The organism is Chryseobacterium sp. CH25 (genome assembly GCF_004119455.1).
Taxonomy (GTDB): domain Bacteria; phylum Bacteroidota; class Bacteroidia; order Flavobacteriales; family Weeksellaceae; genus Chryseobacterium.
In genome coordinates this window covers 569136-588086 of sequence record NZ_NRQT01000001.1, presented here as the reverse complement: position 1 = coordinate 588086, position 18951 = coordinate 569136, and the positions used below count along the sequence as shown (strand labels likewise).

Genomic DNA, 18951 nt, shown 5'->3' with positions numbered 1-18951 from the left:
AGTTCAAATATGAAAATTTTTAATTAAATAAGAAAAAATAGGTCTACTACACGAATACTACAGTTAAAATGTTTGAATTCAATTTGCTGTAAATTAGTATATTATGTTTTTATTTCATTTTGGATGCTGATTCGTATACACTCAGTAAATCTATATTACATATATTCTTGTATAGATAATATACTTAGCGATAAGTAAGAAGCCTCTCTGTATAATTCCTTTACTTTTCTTTATATATTCTAATTTCAGTTACTATTGATTATTTTCTTTGGTTAATATTTAATCAGCTGTTAATCATTGCGTTAATTAGGTGTTGTATGAGTGTAGTAGGTGATTTTTTTATTTTTTTCAATTTAAAATATAGATTTGTTAATATTTTTTTTGATGGGATTGAAATATTGAAGAATTTGATTTCTTTGTTAATAAAGAATGTAGATGATTACGATCAAAGATGATAAAAACATTTACGATACAATGTTAATTAAGGAATAAAAATACAGAAGGAGGGGTTCCCGATATTAGGAATCCGCCGGAGATCAAAAGTATTTATTTAGTTGGGGAACGGCAGTTGTCTCAATACTGCAGACAGCTGTTTGGGCCTCAAACTATTAGGAGCATTCACTGAATACATTTTTTAATCATATTTATCTTAAACACAAATGACAGTAGAAAGATCTGATAATTCAGGATGGTTGTATCCTGAAATGTTGGCTGATAAAGCAATGTTTCTTTAGTATTGAAGTATTTCGGTTTTCACGATACTGTCTATTGGCTGGAATCTCTGTTTTGTTTAGCCTGGTGTATATTATAGTAATAAGATAAAGCCTTAAAATAATAGCATTATAAGAATAAAAAAACACAAAATACATGAATCCAAAAAACGCAAATGAATCTCCAAAATCAGAATCTTAAAAGGAGAGAAGAAATATTTATTTTTTAGAGGGAAAAAAGGCTGTCTCAAAATGAGGCAGCCATTTTTCATGAACAAGAATTAAAATAAATGTATTATGAAACAGAAGTATGACCGCTAAAGAAAGAAAGCATTGTTTCTAAAGCAGTTTCAGAGTGCATACGTTCCCCGTTCTCAAGAGATTCTTTAGTGGCAGCTGCAGCCCGTTTCCGCATATTGATTTCATACTGAGAAATAGCTTCCTGCAAAGTATTGTAACGGCTGTCTGTTAAATGTTCACTAAGTTCCAGTGCATCAAGCATCGCCATATTGGCTCCTTCTCCGGCAAAAGGCGGCATAACATGAGCAGCATCACCCATTAATGTTAAATTAGACTTTGTTTCCCAAGTCTGATTCAGTGGCATAGCATAAATAAGACGGGGAATGAAAGGGATGGAAGCATTTTCAAAAAGTTCTTGCCATATTTCACTCCATTCCGAATATTCTTTCTTAAACCATTGAAGAACAGCTGTAGTATCAGAGAAATCCAGTCCGGAATTTGTCGGCCAGTGTTCATCAGCTTTAAAGCTTGCATAAAAACCAAGATCCCCATTGCCTTTCTGACCCATCAGGATATTTTTGGAGTTTCCAAAGGCCATTATTTTCCCACCGTTAATCAGTGCACTGACAGTAGGAGCATGCTCTTTAGAGGTAACTCCTTCAAGCATAATAACCCCCGAATAGATCGGTTTGTTATCTGTTAAGTAAGGACGGATTTTGGAGTTGGCTCCATCTGCAGCAATCACAAGGTCTGCATAAGCCGATGTTCCGTTTTTAAAATGGAGCACCCAACCCTCATTTTGAGGTTCCATAGAGATAAAATGGCTATCCCATACTACGGTGTCCGGATGTAGGGATTCCAGCAGCATATTTCTCAAAGGTCCTCTGTCTATTTCGGGACGGAAATGCTCAGCTCCGAAATCTTCTTCAGGTTTAGTATCATGATCGCTGAACAGTATTTCTGCCTTTTCATTCATGATGAGCGTTTTATCAGCTCCGGGGCGGTATACCTTTTTAAATTCATCTAATAACTCAGCTTTCCGTATGGCTGCCAGCCCGGAATCTTCGTGCATATCAAGAGGTGAGCCCTGTACACGTGCTTCTTTATTAAAATCTCTTTCGTATACTTTTACATTGGCATTTTTAAGCTGTAAAAGTCTGGCCAGTGTTAATCCGGCAGGACCGCCACCTATGATGGCTATTGATATATTGTCTGTAAGCATTGTATTTAAATTTTACAGGACAAAATTACAGCCCTTTCAACACTGACAATAGTATAAATCGGTCGTTTTTATTTTTTGATAATTCTTTAGGAGCAACCCCTGAAAATTTTTTCACTTCTTTAATAAAATGATTCTGGTCCGTATAATTAAGTTCCGGAAACAGTTTACCCTGTGCAATATGTTCCAAAGAAGCTCTGAAGCGCAAAATAGTAGAGTAAGCTTTCAGAGATAAACCCAATTGTTTTGTGAAATAACGGTTGATCTGTCTGCTGTTCCAACCCACTTTTTCTGAAAGCTCTTTCACACTCATTTCTCCTTTTGAAGCATAGATCAACTCAAAAAGCTGATGCTTTCTCTCGTCTGTTTTCTGAGGAATTAAATCCTTTATTTTTTGGCTTGCTTTGGTACAGCAATGTTCAAAATCCTGTAAATCCTCACTTTCAAATCCCCAGAAATCATGGGGAAGTGCCTTTGCTGTATTCAACACATCAGCTATGGTTGTATTTAAAATGTATTCAACAGCAATAGGTTTAAAGCTTACAACAAAAGCCTGAGTATTCGGAGGAATCTGTCTTTGTTCCGGATAGGTTTCCAATCCGATAAGAGCCACATGAAAAGGTTCAGAAGGAGATTGTATAAAAAACAGATCAACTCTGCCATCCGGAATAATAACCACCTCTTTTGCTTGATCAGAACGGTTATGAAAGGTACTCAGATTTTCTACATAATCTGCAATACTCTGTTCCGGTTCAATGAAGTGAAAGTGGAAATCATGATCCATAGTAAAAAGGTGTGGTGTTTTTTAATAAATTAAATTACAAAGATATACCTAATTTCAGACAAATTATTCTTGAGAATTAAGTTGAGTAATAGTCATAAGTTTTTATATAGAACCATTTTTATTATGAGTTCAAAATTTTATATAACGATAACATTTATCTTTAATATATACCTGAATATGTGCGAAATGTACCTGTTTTTGAACTTTAAATCAGTCTATTTTTGCAGATGTAATATAAAAAATCATGAAAGCAATCGTTTTAAAACAGTTTGGCGGAACAGAATTCCTCATTGAAGAAAAAATTGAAAAACCGATCATTAAAAATAATGAAGTTCTTGTTAAGGTAAAAGCCATCAGTATTAATCCTGTGGATGTTAAAGTACGTAGCCGGAAAGCCCCGTTAGCAGAAATCCTGGCACAATATGATCCTTTAATTTTAGGTTGGGATATTTCAGGAGTGGCTGTTGAAACCGGAAGTGAGGTGGCTTCATTAAAGATCGGAGATGAGGTCTTTGGGATGGTTAATCTTGCAGGGCATGGAAAGGCCTATGCAGAATATGTAGCAGTTCCGGCAGAACATTTAGCCGTTAAACCTGAAAATATTACTCATATTGAAGCGGCAGCCAGTACTTTGGCCGCATTAACTGCCTGGCAGGCTTTTGACAGTTATGGTAAGCTTAGATCAACAGATAAAATACTTATTCATGCTGCAGCAGGAGGTGTTGGACATTTTGCAGTACAGATGGCAAAACATATTGGAGCTTATGTTATTGCTACGTCTTCAGAAGCTAACCGGGATTTTGTAATGGGATTGGGAGCGGATCAGCATATTGATTATAAAGTGGATCATTTTGAAGATATACTTCATGATATTGATTTTGTTCTGGAAGCTGTTGGCGGTGAAAATTTTCAGAAATCTGTTCAGGTTTAAACCTTATGGGACTATTGTAGCCTTGCCTTCAGGGCATACATCGGAGGATGAAAGATTAGCTCATGAAAAGAACCTGCATGCCTGTTATTTTATGTCTGTCTATTCCAGTGGTAGAGATATGCAGAAAATTGCTTCCTTATTAGAAAAAGGAATTATAAAGCCCCACATTTCTCATGTGTTTGCTTTTAATGAAATAGCAAAAGCCCATGATCAGATCGAAACAGGGCGTACTATTGGAAAAGTGGTGGTTGAGCTGTAAATGCCAAAAGTACTCTATAGAAAACTGTTCTTAATTAAGGAGAAGATATAAGAATCTCCCAAAACTTTTCCCTGCAGTAAATATAGCTAATGCAGTAATGGCAATCAAAACAATTCCAAAACTTGGATTTTTTTTAGATTTTTCAATCAAAAATGGGAGGAGCTCATCTGTTTTTATCTTTTTAAGATCATTCCATAATTTTTTCATAGCAGTCTGTTTCTCAGTTAGTAGTAAATGTTCTGACTTTGTTACAATAACATAATAAGTTACAATACTCCGTTGGTTTTCACGAAAATAGATAGCATTTCTCATACTGACTGGTAACAAAGGTCATATATTTGAATGATGTAACGCATTATAAATGTTTTATGATGCCAATGAAAAAGAATAATTGATATGCAAGAAGAAAGAATTGACTTTTTACACCACAATGAGTCAGCCTGGAACAAACAGGCATTAGAACAGAATGAGTGGTCTCAGGCGGTAAGTCCGGAATTAATTAATGAAGCAAAAGAAGGGAAATGGGAAGTACACCTTACGCCAAAACCATTGAACAAAGCATGGCTGGGTGAGGTAAAAGGGAAAAAAATTCTGTGCCTGGCATCAGCTGGGGGACAGCAGGCTCCGGTACTGGCTGCAGCAGGGGCAGAAGTTGTTGTTTTTGATATTTCGGAAGAACAGTTGAAACAGGATGAAAGGGTAGCAGACCGTGATGGATTATCTCTGAAAACAGTTCAGGGAGATATGAGAGATCTCCGTGTATTTGAAGATGAATCTTTTGATATCGTTTTTCATCCTATATCCAATCACTATGTAGAAGATGTAAACCCTGTATGGAGAGAAGCTTACAGAGTATTGAAAAAAGGAGGTTCTTTATTGGCCAGTTTTTTCAATCCGGTTGTTTTTGTGGCAGAACGTAGCCCGCAGGATATGGCAGAAGGGATTATGAGACCTAAATACACCTTGCCTTATGCAGATATCAGAGACCTGAATCAGGAACAGATTACCCGAAAAATAGAAAATCAGGAAGCATTGGTATTTGGGCATACGCTTGCAGACCTGATTGGCGGACAATTGAAAGCAGGATTTTTTATTGAAGATTTTACAGAAGAGATGCAGCCGTATCCAAGGTTCTTAATTGATAAATTTCTGCCGACTTTTATGGCTACAAAAGCTGTTAAATTGAGGTAATAAATGTTATAAAAGATTTAAACTTCTATTACTACTGATTTTACAATTGAAGATGTAATCATTCCCCTCCTCTGGAGGGGTGTCAAAAATTCGAAGAATTTTTGACGGGGTGGTTCCTCATTTGATCTTCAAGTTATATTTCCCCAAAATTAACAGAAATATCCCTATTTTAGCCAGCCTAAATAGACTGTGTTGTAATTTCCAATGGATAAATCATCAATCAATAATTATTTTCATTCGCTGTTCAGTATTAAAGATGAAGTAGTTGAAAAAATTACGGAAACCTTCAAATCATTTGATTTAAAGGCTAATGATATCCTGTTGGATCAAAATACGATCAGTACAAAGACTTATTTCCTTGAAAAGGGGTATGTCCGTTCTTATTTGTTGAATGAAGACAATGAGGAAATTACCACTAATATTTTTGCTGCTCCTTGCTTTGTGAATGATTTTTTATCCTTTTTCAGACAGCAGCCCACCAAAGAAATCTATCAGGCTGTTACAGATTGTACATTTTGGGAAACCGGATTAGAAAACGTACAGTATAATTTTCACAATATTCCAGAATTTCGGGAGTTCAGCAGGCTTCTTTTTGTCCTGAATTATCACAATATCCACGACAGACTTATAGAAATGGCCAGTCAGAAAGCTTCAACCCGTTATTCCAATCTGATGAAAAAAGATCCTGATATTTTTCAGTATGTTCCATTAAAGGTTATTGCTTCCTATCTTGGTATCAAAGACAGTTCACTGAGCAGAATCCGAAGAGATATTAATAAATAGTGTTTGGAAGCGGGAAGATGGAGGCTGGAAGTTACTGTCAGTCTAATGATTTCTGGAAGTTTTTTAATTATTTGATATAGATAATGATATATTCGTTTATATCAAATAACTAAAAAATACAAATAGTATCATTTTGAATCTGTTCTATTTTTGTTAATTAGAAGTATAATTCAGAATTCATTTGAATTAATAGAAGTATAAACTTTAATTTTATTTAAAAAATCAGATGGAAAAAGAAACTCACATATATCAGCACTATATTCCTGAATGCTATTTGAAAAATTTCACTATAGATGATAAAGGACTTTTTGTTTATAGGAAAGACAATAATAGTAAAGTGTTTCCTCAGTCAATATCTAATATTGCTGGTGAAAAGAGGTTTTATGATATTGATGATAAATTTTTACTCGAAGAATTTAAAGGTAAAAACAAATTCATAGAAACAGAAATATTTGCAAATTGTTTCGAACCTGTTCTAAGTAATTTACTTCAAAAAATAGGTGAATTATGTCATAATTGGGATAAGAGAAATATTTACAATAATGTATTAGATGATATTGAATTAGATAATTTTGCTGAATTAATTGCAATACAATACATACGTCATCCTAATTTTATTGAAAAATATTGGCAATTTCATAAGGAAATGTATTTAAAAAGAACTGACATTATAAGATCTTTTCTTTTAATGGCTAATTCTAAATTCAAAAATGAAAATAAATTAAACTTAGAATTTGATGAAGATTATTCATCTGCATTGCATTCAAATTTTATATTGGATAATGAATGGCGATATGATATACAAAATCAATTAGTTAAAAAGATATGGATTTTCTACTACACAAATAATAATGTAGTAACCTCTGATAATCCCATCCTATTGAAACCTCACCTTAATAAACAAGCCTCTTTCTTTGAAGGTTTTGGAAAGAAAGGTGTTGAGATAATATTTCCTATTAATAAAAACCTGATTTTAACTATTTTGGACGAAGAATATTTTTCAGAGCAAAAAGATTTACATAATACTATTCAATTTTTGAATGAAAAAAAATTGAGAGAATATAATCTACACCAATATTGCTTCTCGAATTATGAGGTTTATTCAGCATCTAATAATTTTGAGATTATTAAGAAATTTGTTGAGTTAAATAATGGTATAGATTATTTTCCAATTAAGCCTAAAATTAATGTTTATTAAGAGGTAAATAGAATCAATTTAATGCTCATTCGTTATCATAAGTTAGCTTTTCTTGTGGCTGTATATACTTTAACTTCGACTAGACAATCTTATTAAAAATTAATAAAAATGAAGTGTTCGTTGTTTTTCAACCTAAGATAACTCCCAGCTTCCAGCCTCCCTCTTCTAATCTTAGCCTCCAAACTATTATTTCTTTTCATTTGTCAAGTGATAGATTGAAATTTGTCCGCCATCTTTGCTAAAAATAATTTCATGAACAAAAAACATATTGTCATTGTTGGATTGGGCGGAGTAGGTGGTTATTTTGGTTTTAAGATCAATCAGGTGAATGAGGCTTCCGGAAAATATACCGTTTCCTTTGTCGCGAGAGGAGAAACTTATGATAAAGTAAAGGAAAACGGATTGGTTTTACTTTCACCGGAACATCCTAATGACCGTACACATCCTAACGCAATAGAACAGAATATCAGTGATATTAAAAATCCTGATCTTGTATTCATCTGTGTAAAAGAATATGATCTGGAGAATGTTTGCAGGCAGCTGAAAGAGGTAATTACTAAAGATACAATTTTGCTTCCTATGATGAACGGAGCAAATATTTATGACAGAATCCGAAAAATAATCCCGGATCATGTTATTTTACCAACCTGTATTTATGTGGCTTCCCATATTAAAGAAAGGGGAACGGTAGAACATAAAGGAAAAGCAGGAAAGATGATTGTAGGAAGAGATCCTGAACATTTTTCCAGTGATATTGCCTGGGTAACAGATCTTCTTCAGGAAAGCAAAATTGATTTTGATTTTAAGGACAATTCTATAACCGATATCTGGACTAAGTTTATCTTTATTGCAAGTTTTGGACTGGTAACAGCCAAGCATAATTCATCCATTGGAACTGTATGTACTGATGAAAAGCAGAAACAAGAAGCAACGGAAATTATGAAGGAAATAAAAAAGATTGCAGATAAAAAAGATATTCAACTTGTTGAAGATATTATTGAGAAAACCTTTGAAAAAGCATCTACATTTCCTTTTGAAACGCCAACATCTTTACAGTTGGATATTCATTCCGGTAAAAAAGAGAATGAACTGGAATTGTTTGCGGGAGCTGTTTTAAAATATGGGAAGGATGTTCATATTGATACTCCTTTCACGCAAAAGATCTATAATGAAATTCTGGGGAAATAGGTTTTGGCTAAAGCCGGTTGAATCATAATATCATAAAAAGGCGGGTTAAAACCCGCCTCTATTGATTGAATAAAAATTTAGCAACACTATTAAAAATGATGTGCTTATGTAATTCATTTTGAAAAACAGAATAACTATAGCATTTTATAGTTTTGAATGAATTAAGCTCCGTGCATAAACTTCTGCCGATCAAGCAAAACTTCTTCCGTTTCGCGATGATCCGGATCATCAATACAGCAGTCTACAGGACATACAGCCTTACATTGAGGTTCTTCATGAAACCCTTTACATTCCGTACATTTTCCTGATACAATATAATACACCTCATCAGAAACAGCCTGATTATAGGTTCCGGCATCTGCTTCACTACCATCCGGGAAGGTGATATGCCCGGAAAGTGTTGTTTTATCCTGCCAACGCCAGTCGATGGCTCCCTCGTAAATGGCTGAATTAGGGCATTCAGGCTCACAGGCACCACAATTGATGCAGTCATCTGTTATTTTAATAGCCATAGTCTTTATTTTTAAAATGTTCTGAAAAAGGGATTTCTTCAACATGGTACTGTTTTAGAAATCCCTACTAAACTTAATTAAAACAGTTCTAACAATTTATTACATCATAAACTGTGCAAACTTTATCTTGAATCTGTTAATCTGCTGCAATTTCTATGGAAAGTCCATCCATTTGGGCTGTCAGATAGATTTGGCATGCTAACCTGCTGGTTTCCTTGGAAGTAAAGAGTTCCGAAAGAAGGGCCTCTTCCACATCATTCTTCTCAGACAATGAGGCCGCTCCAGTCAGAATATAGCAATGGCAGGTGGCACACATGGCCATTCCACCACACATGGCTTCCATAGGTAATTCGTAAGCTTTACAGATATCTTTTAAGGTAAGTCCCATCTCCAGTGGGCAGATCAGGGTATGCTGAATACCGCTCTGATCTGTCACTGTGATTGTAATTTCATCTTTCATGGTTATTAGTCAATCGTTGCTACTACTTGCTTTTCTGCCTGTTTTTTGGTTCCGTCGAAACCTTCAATACCGCTTACTGTAGTATATTTCAGAACAAACTTTTTATTGGGATTCAGTCGCTGATAAATGCTCTGGCAGGCAATGGCCGCTTCATGGAATCCACATAAGATCAGTTTCATTTTAAAAGGGTAGGTGTTGATATCTCCTACAGCATACACACCATCAATATTGGTTTGAAAATCTGTACTGTTGTCCACTTTAATGGCATTTTTTTCCAGTTCCAGTCCCCAATCTGTTAATGGTCCTAATTTAGGAACCAATCCAAATAAAGGAATGAAATAATCGGTTTCAATAGTTTGAATAGCACCTTCTTTTTCCACTACAATTTCTTGTAATGAACCTTCTCCTTTAATTCCGATAACTTCTGCAGGAGTGATCAGATTAATTTTACCTTCATGTTTTAATTTTTTCACTTTTTCCACCGAATCCAAAGCACCTCTGAATTCATTTCGTCTGTGAATTAAAGTTAATGATGAAGCTATTTCTGCTAAATGTACCGTCCAGTCCAGTGCAGAATCACCACCTCCGGCAATAACAACACGTTTTCCTGCATAATCTTCAGGTCGTTTGATAAAGTAGTTCACGCCGCGATCTTCATACAGCGAAATATTTTCAATAGGTGGTTTTTTAGGTTCAAAACTTCCGAGGCCACCAGCAATGACCACTGCTTTGGCTCTATGTCTTGTTCCTTTATCTGTAATGACTTCAAATAGGTTTTCTTCCAGTTTCAGAAGATGTACAGCTGTTTCATTAAGGGTAAATCCAGGTTTAAACTGTTTGATCTGTTCATGCAGATTATCAACCAGTTCACCAGCCAGCACACTTGGGAATCCGGGAATGTCAAATATAGGTTTCTTAGGATATAATTCTGATAACTGGCCTCCCATCTGTGGCAATGCATCAATGATATGACAACGCATTTTGAGAAGGCCGGCTTCAAAAACCGTAAATAACCCTGCAGGGCCGGCACCAATGATCAGTATATCTGTTTCTATCATGTTATGATTGATTTATTATCGTTTTTTCTATTTTCTTTGTGGTGGCAATACTGATAAGCTTATCAAGCTTGCCGGTATAGAATGTTGAAATCTGTTTTGGATTCTCGCTGTCAAATAAAGAGGTTCTGAGAATCGGAACACTGAAAGGCAGTGGCCATGCTCGTAATGATTTGGCAATAGCATCCATTGCATTAATTCCCTGCATAGCCTGTAAACCATCTGCCCAGCATACCAGTCCTATGGTTTTGTCTGTAAGATAAGGCTCATAATAACTTGCTGTTACTTCCAGCCAATCCAGACAGTTTTTCATCACTCCCGGAATGCTTCCGTGGTAGAGTGGAGCCAGCCAGAAATGAAAATCTGCATCCTGAAACATCTGAGTCATTCTTTCCACAGCAAGAGGAGTTTTGGTTAGAGTCACATCAAACAAAGGAATTCCTGATTCTGCGAGGGTAAAAATATCAGTACGGATTCCAAGCGCTTCCAGTTGTTCTGATATATGGGCAGAAATCAATCCGGAAGTGGATTCTGTTCTTCTTTCCAGAGATCCGTTGAATATGATTGCTTTCATTTTGTTTTATTTTTTGAAAATTACTTTTGGCAGTCCTATTTCACCATACATCAGGCTTTTTACCAATGGTTTTAAAAGCTCAGTTGCTAAGACATAAAGAGCCGGATCATGGGAAGTACTTGCCCTGACAACTACTTTCTGATCTTTAAAATGTTTTAAATCTGCATAGATCAGGCGGCGTTTCCAAAGATCGAGTAACACTGTTTCGGCATTGTTTAAATCTACATACACAGCATAAGGTGATAATTTTTCCATGAGAAGCATATAAGCCCAGGGCGGAATAATAGCATCAGTAGAACAAATAATTCCGACTGCTTTGTTTTGATACACAGAATAATCTACTGCTGAAATTGACTCTTTAAATTCCTTTTCCTTGACAATCATTCCCATAAAAAGATGATCTTTAATATCCAATTCTACAATTTCTGTAGTGGGCTTATAATCTAAAAAGTCAAAAGCTATAATGCCTGAAGCAGCTGCTTTATTGACGAAAACCTGAGTATCCATTGCTTAAATTTTTATACTGAAATATTGTGTATTATCTTATTTTGGAAAGAGCTTCTTCATATTTTTTCTCTACAGAAGTCCAGTCTAATACAGACCAGAAAGAATCCAGATAATCTGCTCTTTTATTCTGATAAGCCAGATAATAGGCATGTTCCCAAACATCTATTCCAAGAATAGGAAAACCTCTGTTCACGGGAAGAATATCCATCATTGGATTGTCCTGGTTAGGCGTAGAGCTTACTGCAAGAGAACCATTGAATTTTACGTACAACCAAACCCATCCGGATCCGAATTGCCCAAGGCCAGCCTTCTTTATTTCAGCTTTAAGTTCTTCAAGGCTTCCAAATGTGGAGATAATAGCTTCATTCAATTTTCCTGCGGGAGTTAATTTAGGTTGTGGAGAAAGAATTTCCCAGAATAAAGAATGATTGAAGTGCCCACCGCCATTATTTCTCACTGCCGGGCTGTATTCGCTGATTCTCTGTAATAAAGAATCAAGATCCGGGTTGGTTTCATTGGTTTGTTCCAGTGCGGCATTCAGATTATCTACATAAGCCTGATGGTGACGCTGGTGGTGAATAGTCATTGTATTGTTATCTATAAATGGTTCCAGAGCATCATACGCATAGGACAACTGAGGTAGTGTAAATGGTTTCATTGCATTTATTTTTATTAATGTTGGGACAAAGGTAGAAATATATTTTAATAAAACAACTTTTTAGTTGTTTTATTAATTGAGAAGGGATTTATTGTAATGAACTGTAATTCATATGTTTGCTATTTGTTTTTAAAGATTATAGAAAATGACTATCTTTGTTGTTGAAAAATAAAACAACTAAAATATTGTCAAATGAAGAAGCCGGCAGCAGATCGTATTCTTATGTTTTTAAAGATGAGAGGGGAAGCTACTTCACTTCTGATTGCTAAAGAATTATCCATCACGAAAGAGGGAGCGAGAAAGCATTTGCTGAATTTGGCAGAAGCCGGATTGATTGAACCGACAATGAAAAGTGAAGGAGTAGGAAGGCCCTCTACTTATTATACCCTTACAGATAAAGGGCTGGCTCAGTTTCCAGATACTCATGCAGAAGTAACAGTTCAGTTGTTGCAATCTGTAAAAAATCTTTTAGGGGAAAATGCCTTGGATTTATTAATTACAGACCGGGAAAAGAATACTTATGACCGTTACGAAAAGGCTCTTTCCAAAACCAAAACCTTAGAACAGCGTCTGGAAGCTCTTGCAGAAGTCAGAAGCAAAGAGGGCTATATGGCAGAATGGAAAAAAGAAGGAAAAGAATATTTCCTGATCGAAAATCATTGCCCAATCTGTGCAGCTGCTACAGAATGTCAGGGATTTTGCCGGGCAGAGTTATCCAATTTTCAGTCATTGATTGGAGATGATTATACGGTTGAAAGGGTAGACCATATTATTTCCGGAGGACAGCGATGTGTCTATAAAATCAGTCATTAATTTCATTATTTAAATTTATTCTTGGATATGGCTTTAAAAGCGGTAATTTTTGATATGGACGGGGTTCTTGTAGATTCTGAAGGCTTCTGGGCACAAGCAGAAATGGAAGTTTTTTCATCCTATGGAGTTCAGATCACAGATGACCTGGCTGCACAGACGAAATATATGACTACAAAACAGGTTACAGAGTTCTGGTATGGACGATTTCCCTGGGAAAACCTTGATGTCCCTACTTTGGAACAGGAAGTGGTCTCCAGAGTTATTGAACTCATCCAGTCTGAAGATTGTGCCATGTCCGGAATTCAGGAGTTTATAAAGGATCTTAAAAATAAAGAATATAAAATAGGACTGGCTACCAATGCCCCTTTGCGTGTTGCAGATGCTGTTCTTGCGAAGCTTCAGGTTGGAGATTATTTTGATACCGTTCATTCTTCTGAATTTGAGGAACAGGGAAAACCTCATCCTGCTGTATATTTAACTTCTGCACAACAGTTGGGAATTTCACCTGAATATTGTATTGCTATTGAAGACAGCCATTCCGGGTTAAAAGCAGCTAAAGCAGCCGGAATGAAAACCATTGTTTACACTAATAATGATGAAAATACAGATTTTGAGCATGCTGATTTTAAAATATTGAATTTTGACTCAGTTCAGCTGCCCATCTTCTAAAGGTGTAGGCTATTTATTTCCTTACAATTAATATTTTGTGAGAATTTCCATGAGCATTAAAATGGAGATTAATTTTTTTGAAGACTGATATTCGGGATTAAGCTGTTCACGGATTCCGCCCAATGCTTTACTCAGTTTATTACTCACAGTCTTATTGCTTATCCCAAGAGCTTCTGCTGTTTCATTAACAGACATATTTTTTCTGATCCTCATATCATATACCTGCTGTTCTGTAGTGGGAAATTGTGAAACAACTTCATCAATCAGAGATAGTAATGCTGAAATCTCATTTTCCTCAAGAATTTCAAAATACTCAGCGTCTGATGCGTCTATTTCTGCAGGAATATCAAATTCATCAATGCTTAATGTTGGAGGAGCTTTCTTAAAACTATTGTAATAGTCCAGGATTCGGTAGTGGAGGTGGCGTAACAGATACCCTTTTGCACTTCCGGATTCATCGGTTTGTATCATTTCCGTATTTTCCAGAATCTTTATCCATAAGTTCTGAAGCAGTTCTTCAGAAACTTCCTTATCCTTTGTCCGCACAAAAACGAAGCGGTACAGGCTATCCCAGTACCGGTCATACATCAGCATAAATGCAGGTCTGTCACCTGATTTTATTTTCTTTAATAAAGTAGAATCTGTTAGGCTCATATTACTGCAACAAAATTACCTAAAGGAAAATGAACTTTTTGTGAACTTTAATTATGGTAAGGTTAAATATTTCTGATGAATATCCCTTAATTGTGAATTTAATGTTTAATAAATGTAAAATAGATTGAAAAATCTTTGAATGGCGATCTTAATATGAACTGAATGTTAAAAATGGGCTGGGGAAGTTTCTCATTTTCATAGTCTTATTGATAGAAGTATCTGTGAATACTATGAAACATTTTATGAAACGTTTACATTATAAGAATATCGAGGCCTTTGTTTTCAGACTTTGGACACGTGAAGTTTCAGAGGAAAATATCTCTGAAAAAGAAATGGAAATTTTAAAGCAATGGAAGACCCATGCAGAAAAAGATCTGAATGAAGCTCATCAGCAGGAATCTAAAGAAAGAGTATTGGCTGGTCTGGAACATTATTTCATTCCTTATGAGAAAATAGGATATAGAAATAGCCTTCAGAAGAATGCCTACAAAATAGCGGCGGTCATTATTCTGTTTTTAACATTGGGTGGATTTTTTACTTACCATACATTCATTAAACCGGATGTTTATGTGGCTGTGTCCGGAAACAGAACTGTTCATCTTGAAGACGGATCTGTGGTAACCTTATTGCCGGGAGCGGAGCTTACTGTAGAGAAATCATTTCCTGCCTCTACCAGAGTGGTAGATTTAAAAGGAGATGCTATTTTTTCTGTAGCCAAATCGAAAATTCATCCTTTTATTGTTCATGCAGAGGGTTTCAGTACGAAAGTATTGGGAACTGTATTTAAAGTTTCCCAGTCCGGGAAGAAAAAAGCGGTAGATCTTTACGAAGGAAAAGTAGCGGTATCTTCTGCCGGAGTACCAGTGTCTTATCTGAAACCTAATCAGAAATGGACAAATCTTGGCGTTGCCCGTACAACTGCTATTATTTCTTTTGCTCCTGATGGAGTCTCGGGAAAACAACATCCTAAGTTATTGTCTTTAAGTTTTAACGATGTTCCTTTAAAAGAAGTGATTACAGTGCTGGAAGGCAATTACAGTACAAAGATTCATTATCCGAAAGAAGCCGAAGATAAAAAGATTACAGCAGATTTCACAGGAGGAACTGTTGGTGAAAATATTGAAGCATTAGCCTTCATTCTTGGATTTGAAGTTCAGAAAAAAGATAATGTCTTCATCCTGAAATAATAACTGTCAAAAAAACAAATAATCAGATAATCTTAATTAAAAGAGAACACTTACGTATGAAAAGTTTGAAATGTGGTTTTACCATAGCAGCCTTATTTTTTACTGTTGCTGCAGAAGCACAGGAATTGGTTCAGAAAGTTTCATTTTCTGTTCCTGCAAGCAGACCCTTAATTGAAGTTTTGGAAGAATTTGCAGGAAAAACAGGTATGAGACTGGCCTATTCAAAATTTGATATTAAAGAGCTGAAGGTAAAAGGGATAAAATGTGAAAATTCTACGATTAGTAGCTGCCTGAAAGATATTACCAATGGACTTCCTGTAGTATTTCGGTTACATGGTGATCTTATTTCTATAAAATACGAAAGCTCTAATGCTTCTGTACAGGGAAACGGGCGGATCTCAGGAAAAATAGTGGATGAAGTTGGAAATCCTGTTGCCGGGGCAGAGGTTCAAATTGCAGGGAAAACAGTTGTAACAGACAATAATGGTGACTTTTCTCTGGATCTTCCTTCGGGACTTTATAATATGACTGTAAAAGCACCCAAATATAATACGCTTCGGGTAGAAAAATTATCGGTCATTAATAAAGAAACCAATGCTGTTTCATTTACACTGAACAGAGTTTCTGATAAAATTACAGACATTAAAGAAGTGGTGGTTACGGCAACCCGTAAGGCAGATACTCAGGCAGGATTATTGGCCCAGCAGAAAAAAGCGGCCCAAATGAGTGACGGAATTTCAGCCGAACAGATTTCCAAAACTCCTGATAATGACGTAGGAGGAACTTTAAAAAGGGTAACAGGAATTACAACGATAGATAACAAATATGTAGTGGTAAGGTCTATGGGAGAACGATGGAATACTGCCGCGATGGATGGAATAAACCTGCCGAGTACTGAGGCCTATAACCAGAATTTCTCTTTCGATATTATTCCTACAGCAATGGTGGAAAGTGTTGTCGTAAGTAAATCTGCAACACCGGATATGAATGCCAGCTTTGCAGGAGGTTTTGTAGAGGTGAGAACTAAAGATATTCCCAATGAAAATTTTACAACCGTAAGTATGGGAACTTCTTATAACGATCAGACTGCTTTTAAAGAGTTTCTGACCCGCAAGCGTGGAAAATATGATTATTTCGGGTACGATGACGGAACAAGAGATTTTCCACAGGGTCTTAAAGCTATGAACTGGAATAATCCTATGTTTTTTGAACAGTCCAGTCAGTTTAAGAATGATAATTTCACAACGTATAAGACGAGAGGGGACATGGGATCTAATCTGCAGCTGGCACTGGGAAGAACATATGCTCTTAAAAATAATAACAAATGGGGTTTTGCCGGAGCATTTATTATCAGAAATGAACAGAACAAACTGGATATAGACCATACAGGAAGAGGAAACTGGCTTGATACAACAGATTTCGTTTTTGATGCCAACGGAAAAATGCCTTTTTATAATTTTAAGAATAAAGGAGCTTCCTATAATTATAATTCTACCGTAGCAGGAATGCTGAATTTTGGACTACAGTTGGGAAAGAGCAGAATTTCATTACGTAATTCATATACCCATATCTATGATAATACACTGACAAGAATTACAGGCTGGGATGAGTATACAAGTGGAAGTGGAAACCGTTCAGATGCAGAAGCTTCATACAATTATTTTTATCATGGAATTATCCCAAATAATGACCCGTCAAAAATTCAATCTTTAGAAAAACCTTTTACGGAGAATACCGTTTATCCTGTTTACCAGATGTTTTTGCAGAATAAACTGGAAGGAAATCATAAGCTTGGAAATATAGAAGTAAACTGGTTTGCAGCCAGAACAGGAGTTTCATCAGACACTAAGGATTATACCCAGCATAAAACCTTATATAGTTTTATAGGGCGCGAAATAATGAACTATCACGAAGTCAATAATTCTGCCAGTGATTTTGCGAGAGGGTATATTACCAGTAAAGAAACAGACTACAATTACGGAGCTTCTTTCAAATGGGGCTTTGACAGAGGAAATTTTAAAAATGATATTAAGGCAGGATATGCAGGAGCTTCAAAAACCAATACAAATCAACAGCAAAAATTTTTATTGAGAGTGGATGGAAACAGGAACGTCCCGAATCCGAAAATTTTGGAAATGTACGGATCACTTGCCGATTGGTTTGACGGTTCTCATTATGCACCAGGAGGTATTGGATGGGAGACCAGACCATTGTATGTGGATGATGGTAAGTATGAAGGTGAAGTGGAACAGCATGCTGCGTATATTATGTTTGATAACCGTTGGAAAAATAAATTCAGATTAGTGTGGGGATTACGTGCCGAATATTTTCAGTATAATCTGATTTCGCAGCAGATGGAATCTAAAAATGATGCCAATAATTTCCCTGCCACTGGGGTTGAGGATAAACCATGGCAATGGATGCCTTCTGCCAATTTTACGTATAGCCCTACCAATAAAATAAATCTGAGATTGGCTTACAGCAAAACTGCCATTCGTCCTCAGTTTAATGAGAGAACAGGATTACCTTATTTTGACCCAATAGCCAACGGACAGATTTACAATACACACATGGTATCATCTACTGTGAATAATTATGATTTTAAATTTGAATGGTTTCCGGGATTGGGTGAAATATTCTCTGCAGGATTGTATTACAAGGATATTGACAGACCTATTGAGCGTGAAGGGCATATTTCCAGTGAAGGTAACCTGTATCTGTACAATGGAAACTCAAAAAATGCAAAACTGAAGGGAGTAGAAGTGGAGGTAAGAAAAAACCTGGGATTTATTGCCAGAGGATCGTTATTTGAAAAGCTCTTTATCAATGGGAATTTTACTTACAATACAACAAAAGTAGTTGCTTTTAAAAACCGGTACAAAACCGGGGATGATGATCCGAGCTATGAAGTAAACAGACCTCTTTACGGACAGACTCCTTATGCTTATAATGTAGGATTGATGTATGATGGAGAAAGATTGGGATTCAGCTTTTTATATAATGCGAAAGGAGATCAGTACATAACGGTAGGATATTCTTATAACGGAGAGGAAATTCAGCGTCCTTATGCTGTTGCAGATGCTCAGATCTCTTATAAATTCTTTAAAAACAGGAATCTGGAAGTGAAACTGAATGTGAGGAATATCTTCAATAGGGTAAAGGAATACTACAACAACTTCAACTCTTATTTAGGATTTACAAACAATACAGGGGATAAGACAGCCCGTGAACTGCAGGAACTTGTACCCGGTGCTACCGATAAATATGATAAAGACATTGATAAGGTTTTATTCCGTGCTTATAGTGGAAGAATATTCGGGTTAAGTGTCAGCTATACATTTTAATTACTTATTGAAATC

The 18951-nt window shown here is 35.9% G+C and carries 18 protein-coding genes and 1 pseudogene; 9 read left to right on the top strand and 10 right to left on the bottom strand.

What is annotated here, in order from left to right; genetic code table 11:
* Positions 1-1005 precede the first annotated feature (1005 nt).
* Positions 1006-2172 carry an FAD-dependent oxidoreductase gene (locus BOQ64_RS02570; protein WP_129056285.1) on the bottom strand — a complete coding sequence of 389 codons (1167 nt, stop codon included), beginning with the start codon at positions 2170-2172 and terminating at the stop codon, positions 1006-1008.
* 25 nt (positions 2173-2197) lie between these two features.
* Complete coding sequence (locus tag BOQ64_RS02565; protein WP_129056287.1) at positions 2198-2953, bottom strand: helix-turn-helix domain-containing protein; 756 nt, start codon at positions 2951-2953, stop codon at positions 2198-2200.
* A 244-nt stretch (positions 2954-3197) separates the two neighbouring features.
* Here BOQ64_RS02565 and BOQ64_RS02560 point away from each other — a divergent pair.
* Positions 3198-4143, top strand: a pseudogene (locus BOQ64_RS02560) (NADP-dependent oxidoreductase).
* A 30-nt stretch (positions 4144-4173) separates the two neighbouring features.
* Here the strand turns inward: BOQ64_RS02560 and BOQ64_RS22970 are convergent.
* On the bottom strand, positions 4174-4350 hold the full coding sequence (locus BOQ64_RS22970) for a hypothetical protein (protein WP_164975728.1): 177 nt from the start codon (positions 4348-4350) through the stop codon (positions 4174-4176).
* A 189-nt stretch (positions 4351-4539) separates the two neighbouring features.
* On the opposite strand from BOQ64_RS22970, the gene BOQ64_RS02555 reads away from it, so the two are divergent.
* The 4 genes from BOQ64_RS02555 to BOQ64_RS02540 all read left to right on the top strand — a co-directional run bounded on the left by BOQ64_RS02555 (position 4540) and on the right by BOQ64_RS02540 (position 8503).
* Positions 4540-5334, top strand: a complete 795-nt coding sequence (locus tag BOQ64_RS02555) for a class I SAM-dependent methyltransferase (RefSeq protein ID WP_129056291.1) — start codon at positions 4540-4542, stop codon at positions 5332-5334.
* 204 nt (positions 5335-5538) lie between these two features.
* A complete protein-coding gene (locus BOQ64_RS02550) occupies positions 5539-6117 on the top strand; it encodes a Crp/Fnr family transcriptional regulator (protein ID WP_129056293.1) in 579 nt (192 codons plus the stop codon).
* Positions 6118-6343: 226 nt separating this feature from the next.
* A complete protein-coding gene (locus tag BOQ64_RS02545) occupies positions 6344-7315 on the top strand; it encodes a DUF4238 domain-containing protein (RefSeq protein WP_129056295.1) in 972 nt (323 codons plus the stop codon).
* A 252-nt stretch (positions 7316-7567) separates the two neighbouring features.
* Positions 7568-8503, top strand: coding sequence for a ketopantoate reductase family protein (locus tag BOQ64_RS02540; protein WP_129056296.1), 936 nt, complete (start codon positions 7568-7570; stop codon positions 8501-8503).
* Positions 8504-8664: 161 nt separating this feature from the next.
* On the opposite strand, the gene BOQ64_RS02535 is transcribed toward BOQ64_RS02540, so the two are convergent.
* The 6 genes from BOQ64_RS02535 to BOQ64_RS02510 form a co-directional block, all read right to left on the bottom strand.
* Positions 8665-9015, bottom strand: a complete 351-nt coding sequence (locus BOQ64_RS02535) for a 4Fe-4S dicluster domain-containing protein (protein ID WP_129056298.1) — start codon at positions 9013-9015, stop codon at positions 8665-8667.
* A 136-nt stretch (positions 9016-9151) separates the two neighbouring features.
* The gene (locus BOQ64_RS02530; protein ID WP_129056300.1) at positions 9152-9475 is read right to left on the bottom strand and encodes a 2Fe-2S iron-sulfur cluster-binding protein; all 324 of its coding nucleotides are present in this window, start codon (positions 9473-9475) and stop codon (positions 9152-9154) included.
* A gap of 5 nt (positions 9476-9480) precedes the next feature.
* Positions 9481-10533: an NAD(P)/FAD-dependent oxidoreductase gene (locus BOQ64_RS02525; RefSeq protein WP_129056302.1), complete on the bottom strand. Its 1053-nt coding sequence runs from the start codon at positions 10531-10533 to the stop codon at positions 9481-9483.
* Position 10534: 1 nt separating this feature from the next.
* A complete protein-coding gene (locus BOQ64_RS02520; RefSeq protein ID WP_129056304.1) occupies positions 10535-11104 on the bottom strand; it encodes an NADPH-dependent FMN reductase in 570 nt (189 codons plus the stop codon).
* Positions 11105-11110: 6 nt separating this feature from the next.
* Entirely contained in the window at positions 11111-11611 is a 501-nt protein-coding gene (locus tag BOQ64_RS02515) for a DUF2480 family protein (RefSeq protein WP_129056306.1), read from the bottom strand.
* Positions 11612-11642: 31 nt separating this feature from the next.
* A complete protein-coding gene (locus tag BOQ64_RS02510; RefSeq protein WP_129056308.1) occupies positions 11643-12269 on the bottom strand; it encodes a superoxide dismutase in 627 nt (208 codons plus the stop codon).
* Between the two features lie 192 nt (positions 12270-12461).
* Between BOQ64_RS02510 and BOQ64_RS02505 the strand changes: the two genes are divergently transcribed.
* Both BOQ64_RS02505 and hxpB read left to right on the top strand, forming a co-directional pair.
* Positions 12462-13082 carry a helix-turn-helix transcriptional regulator gene (locus tag BOQ64_RS02505; protein WP_129056310.1) on the top strand — a complete coding sequence of 207 codons (621 nt, stop codon included), beginning with the start codon at positions 12462-12464 and terminating at the stop codon, positions 13080-13082.
* Between the two features lie 27 nt (positions 13083-13109).
* A complete protein-coding gene (gene hxpB, locus BOQ64_RS02500) occupies positions 13110-13751 on the top strand; it encodes a hexitol phosphatase HxpB (protein WP_129056312.1) in 642 nt (213 codons plus the stop codon).
* A 27-nt stretch (positions 13752-13778) separates the two neighbouring features.
* On the opposite strand, the gene BOQ64_RS02495 is transcribed toward hxpB, so the two are convergent.
* Positions 13779-14405, bottom strand: coding sequence for an RNA polymerase sigma factor (locus BOQ64_RS02495; protein WP_129056314.1), 627 nt, complete (start codon positions 14403-14405; stop codon positions 13779-13781).
* Between the two features lie 242 nt (positions 14406-14647).
* Here BOQ64_RS02495 and BOQ64_RS02490 point away from each other — a divergent pair, with 242 nt between their 5' ends.
* The gene (locus tag BOQ64_RS02490) at positions 14648-15592 is read left to right on the top strand and encodes a FecR family protein (RefSeq protein ID WP_228448095.1); all 945 of its coding nucleotides are present in this window, start codon (positions 14648-14650) and stop codon (positions 15590-15592) included.
* A gap of 56 nt (positions 15593-15648) precedes the next feature.
* Positions 15649-18936 carry a TonB-dependent receptor gene (locus BOQ64_RS02485; protein WP_129056318.1) on the top strand — a complete coding sequence of 1096 codons (3288 nt, stop codon included), beginning with the start codon at positions 15649-15651 and terminating at the stop codon, positions 18934-18936.
* Positions 18937-18951: the final 15 nt, after the last annotated feature.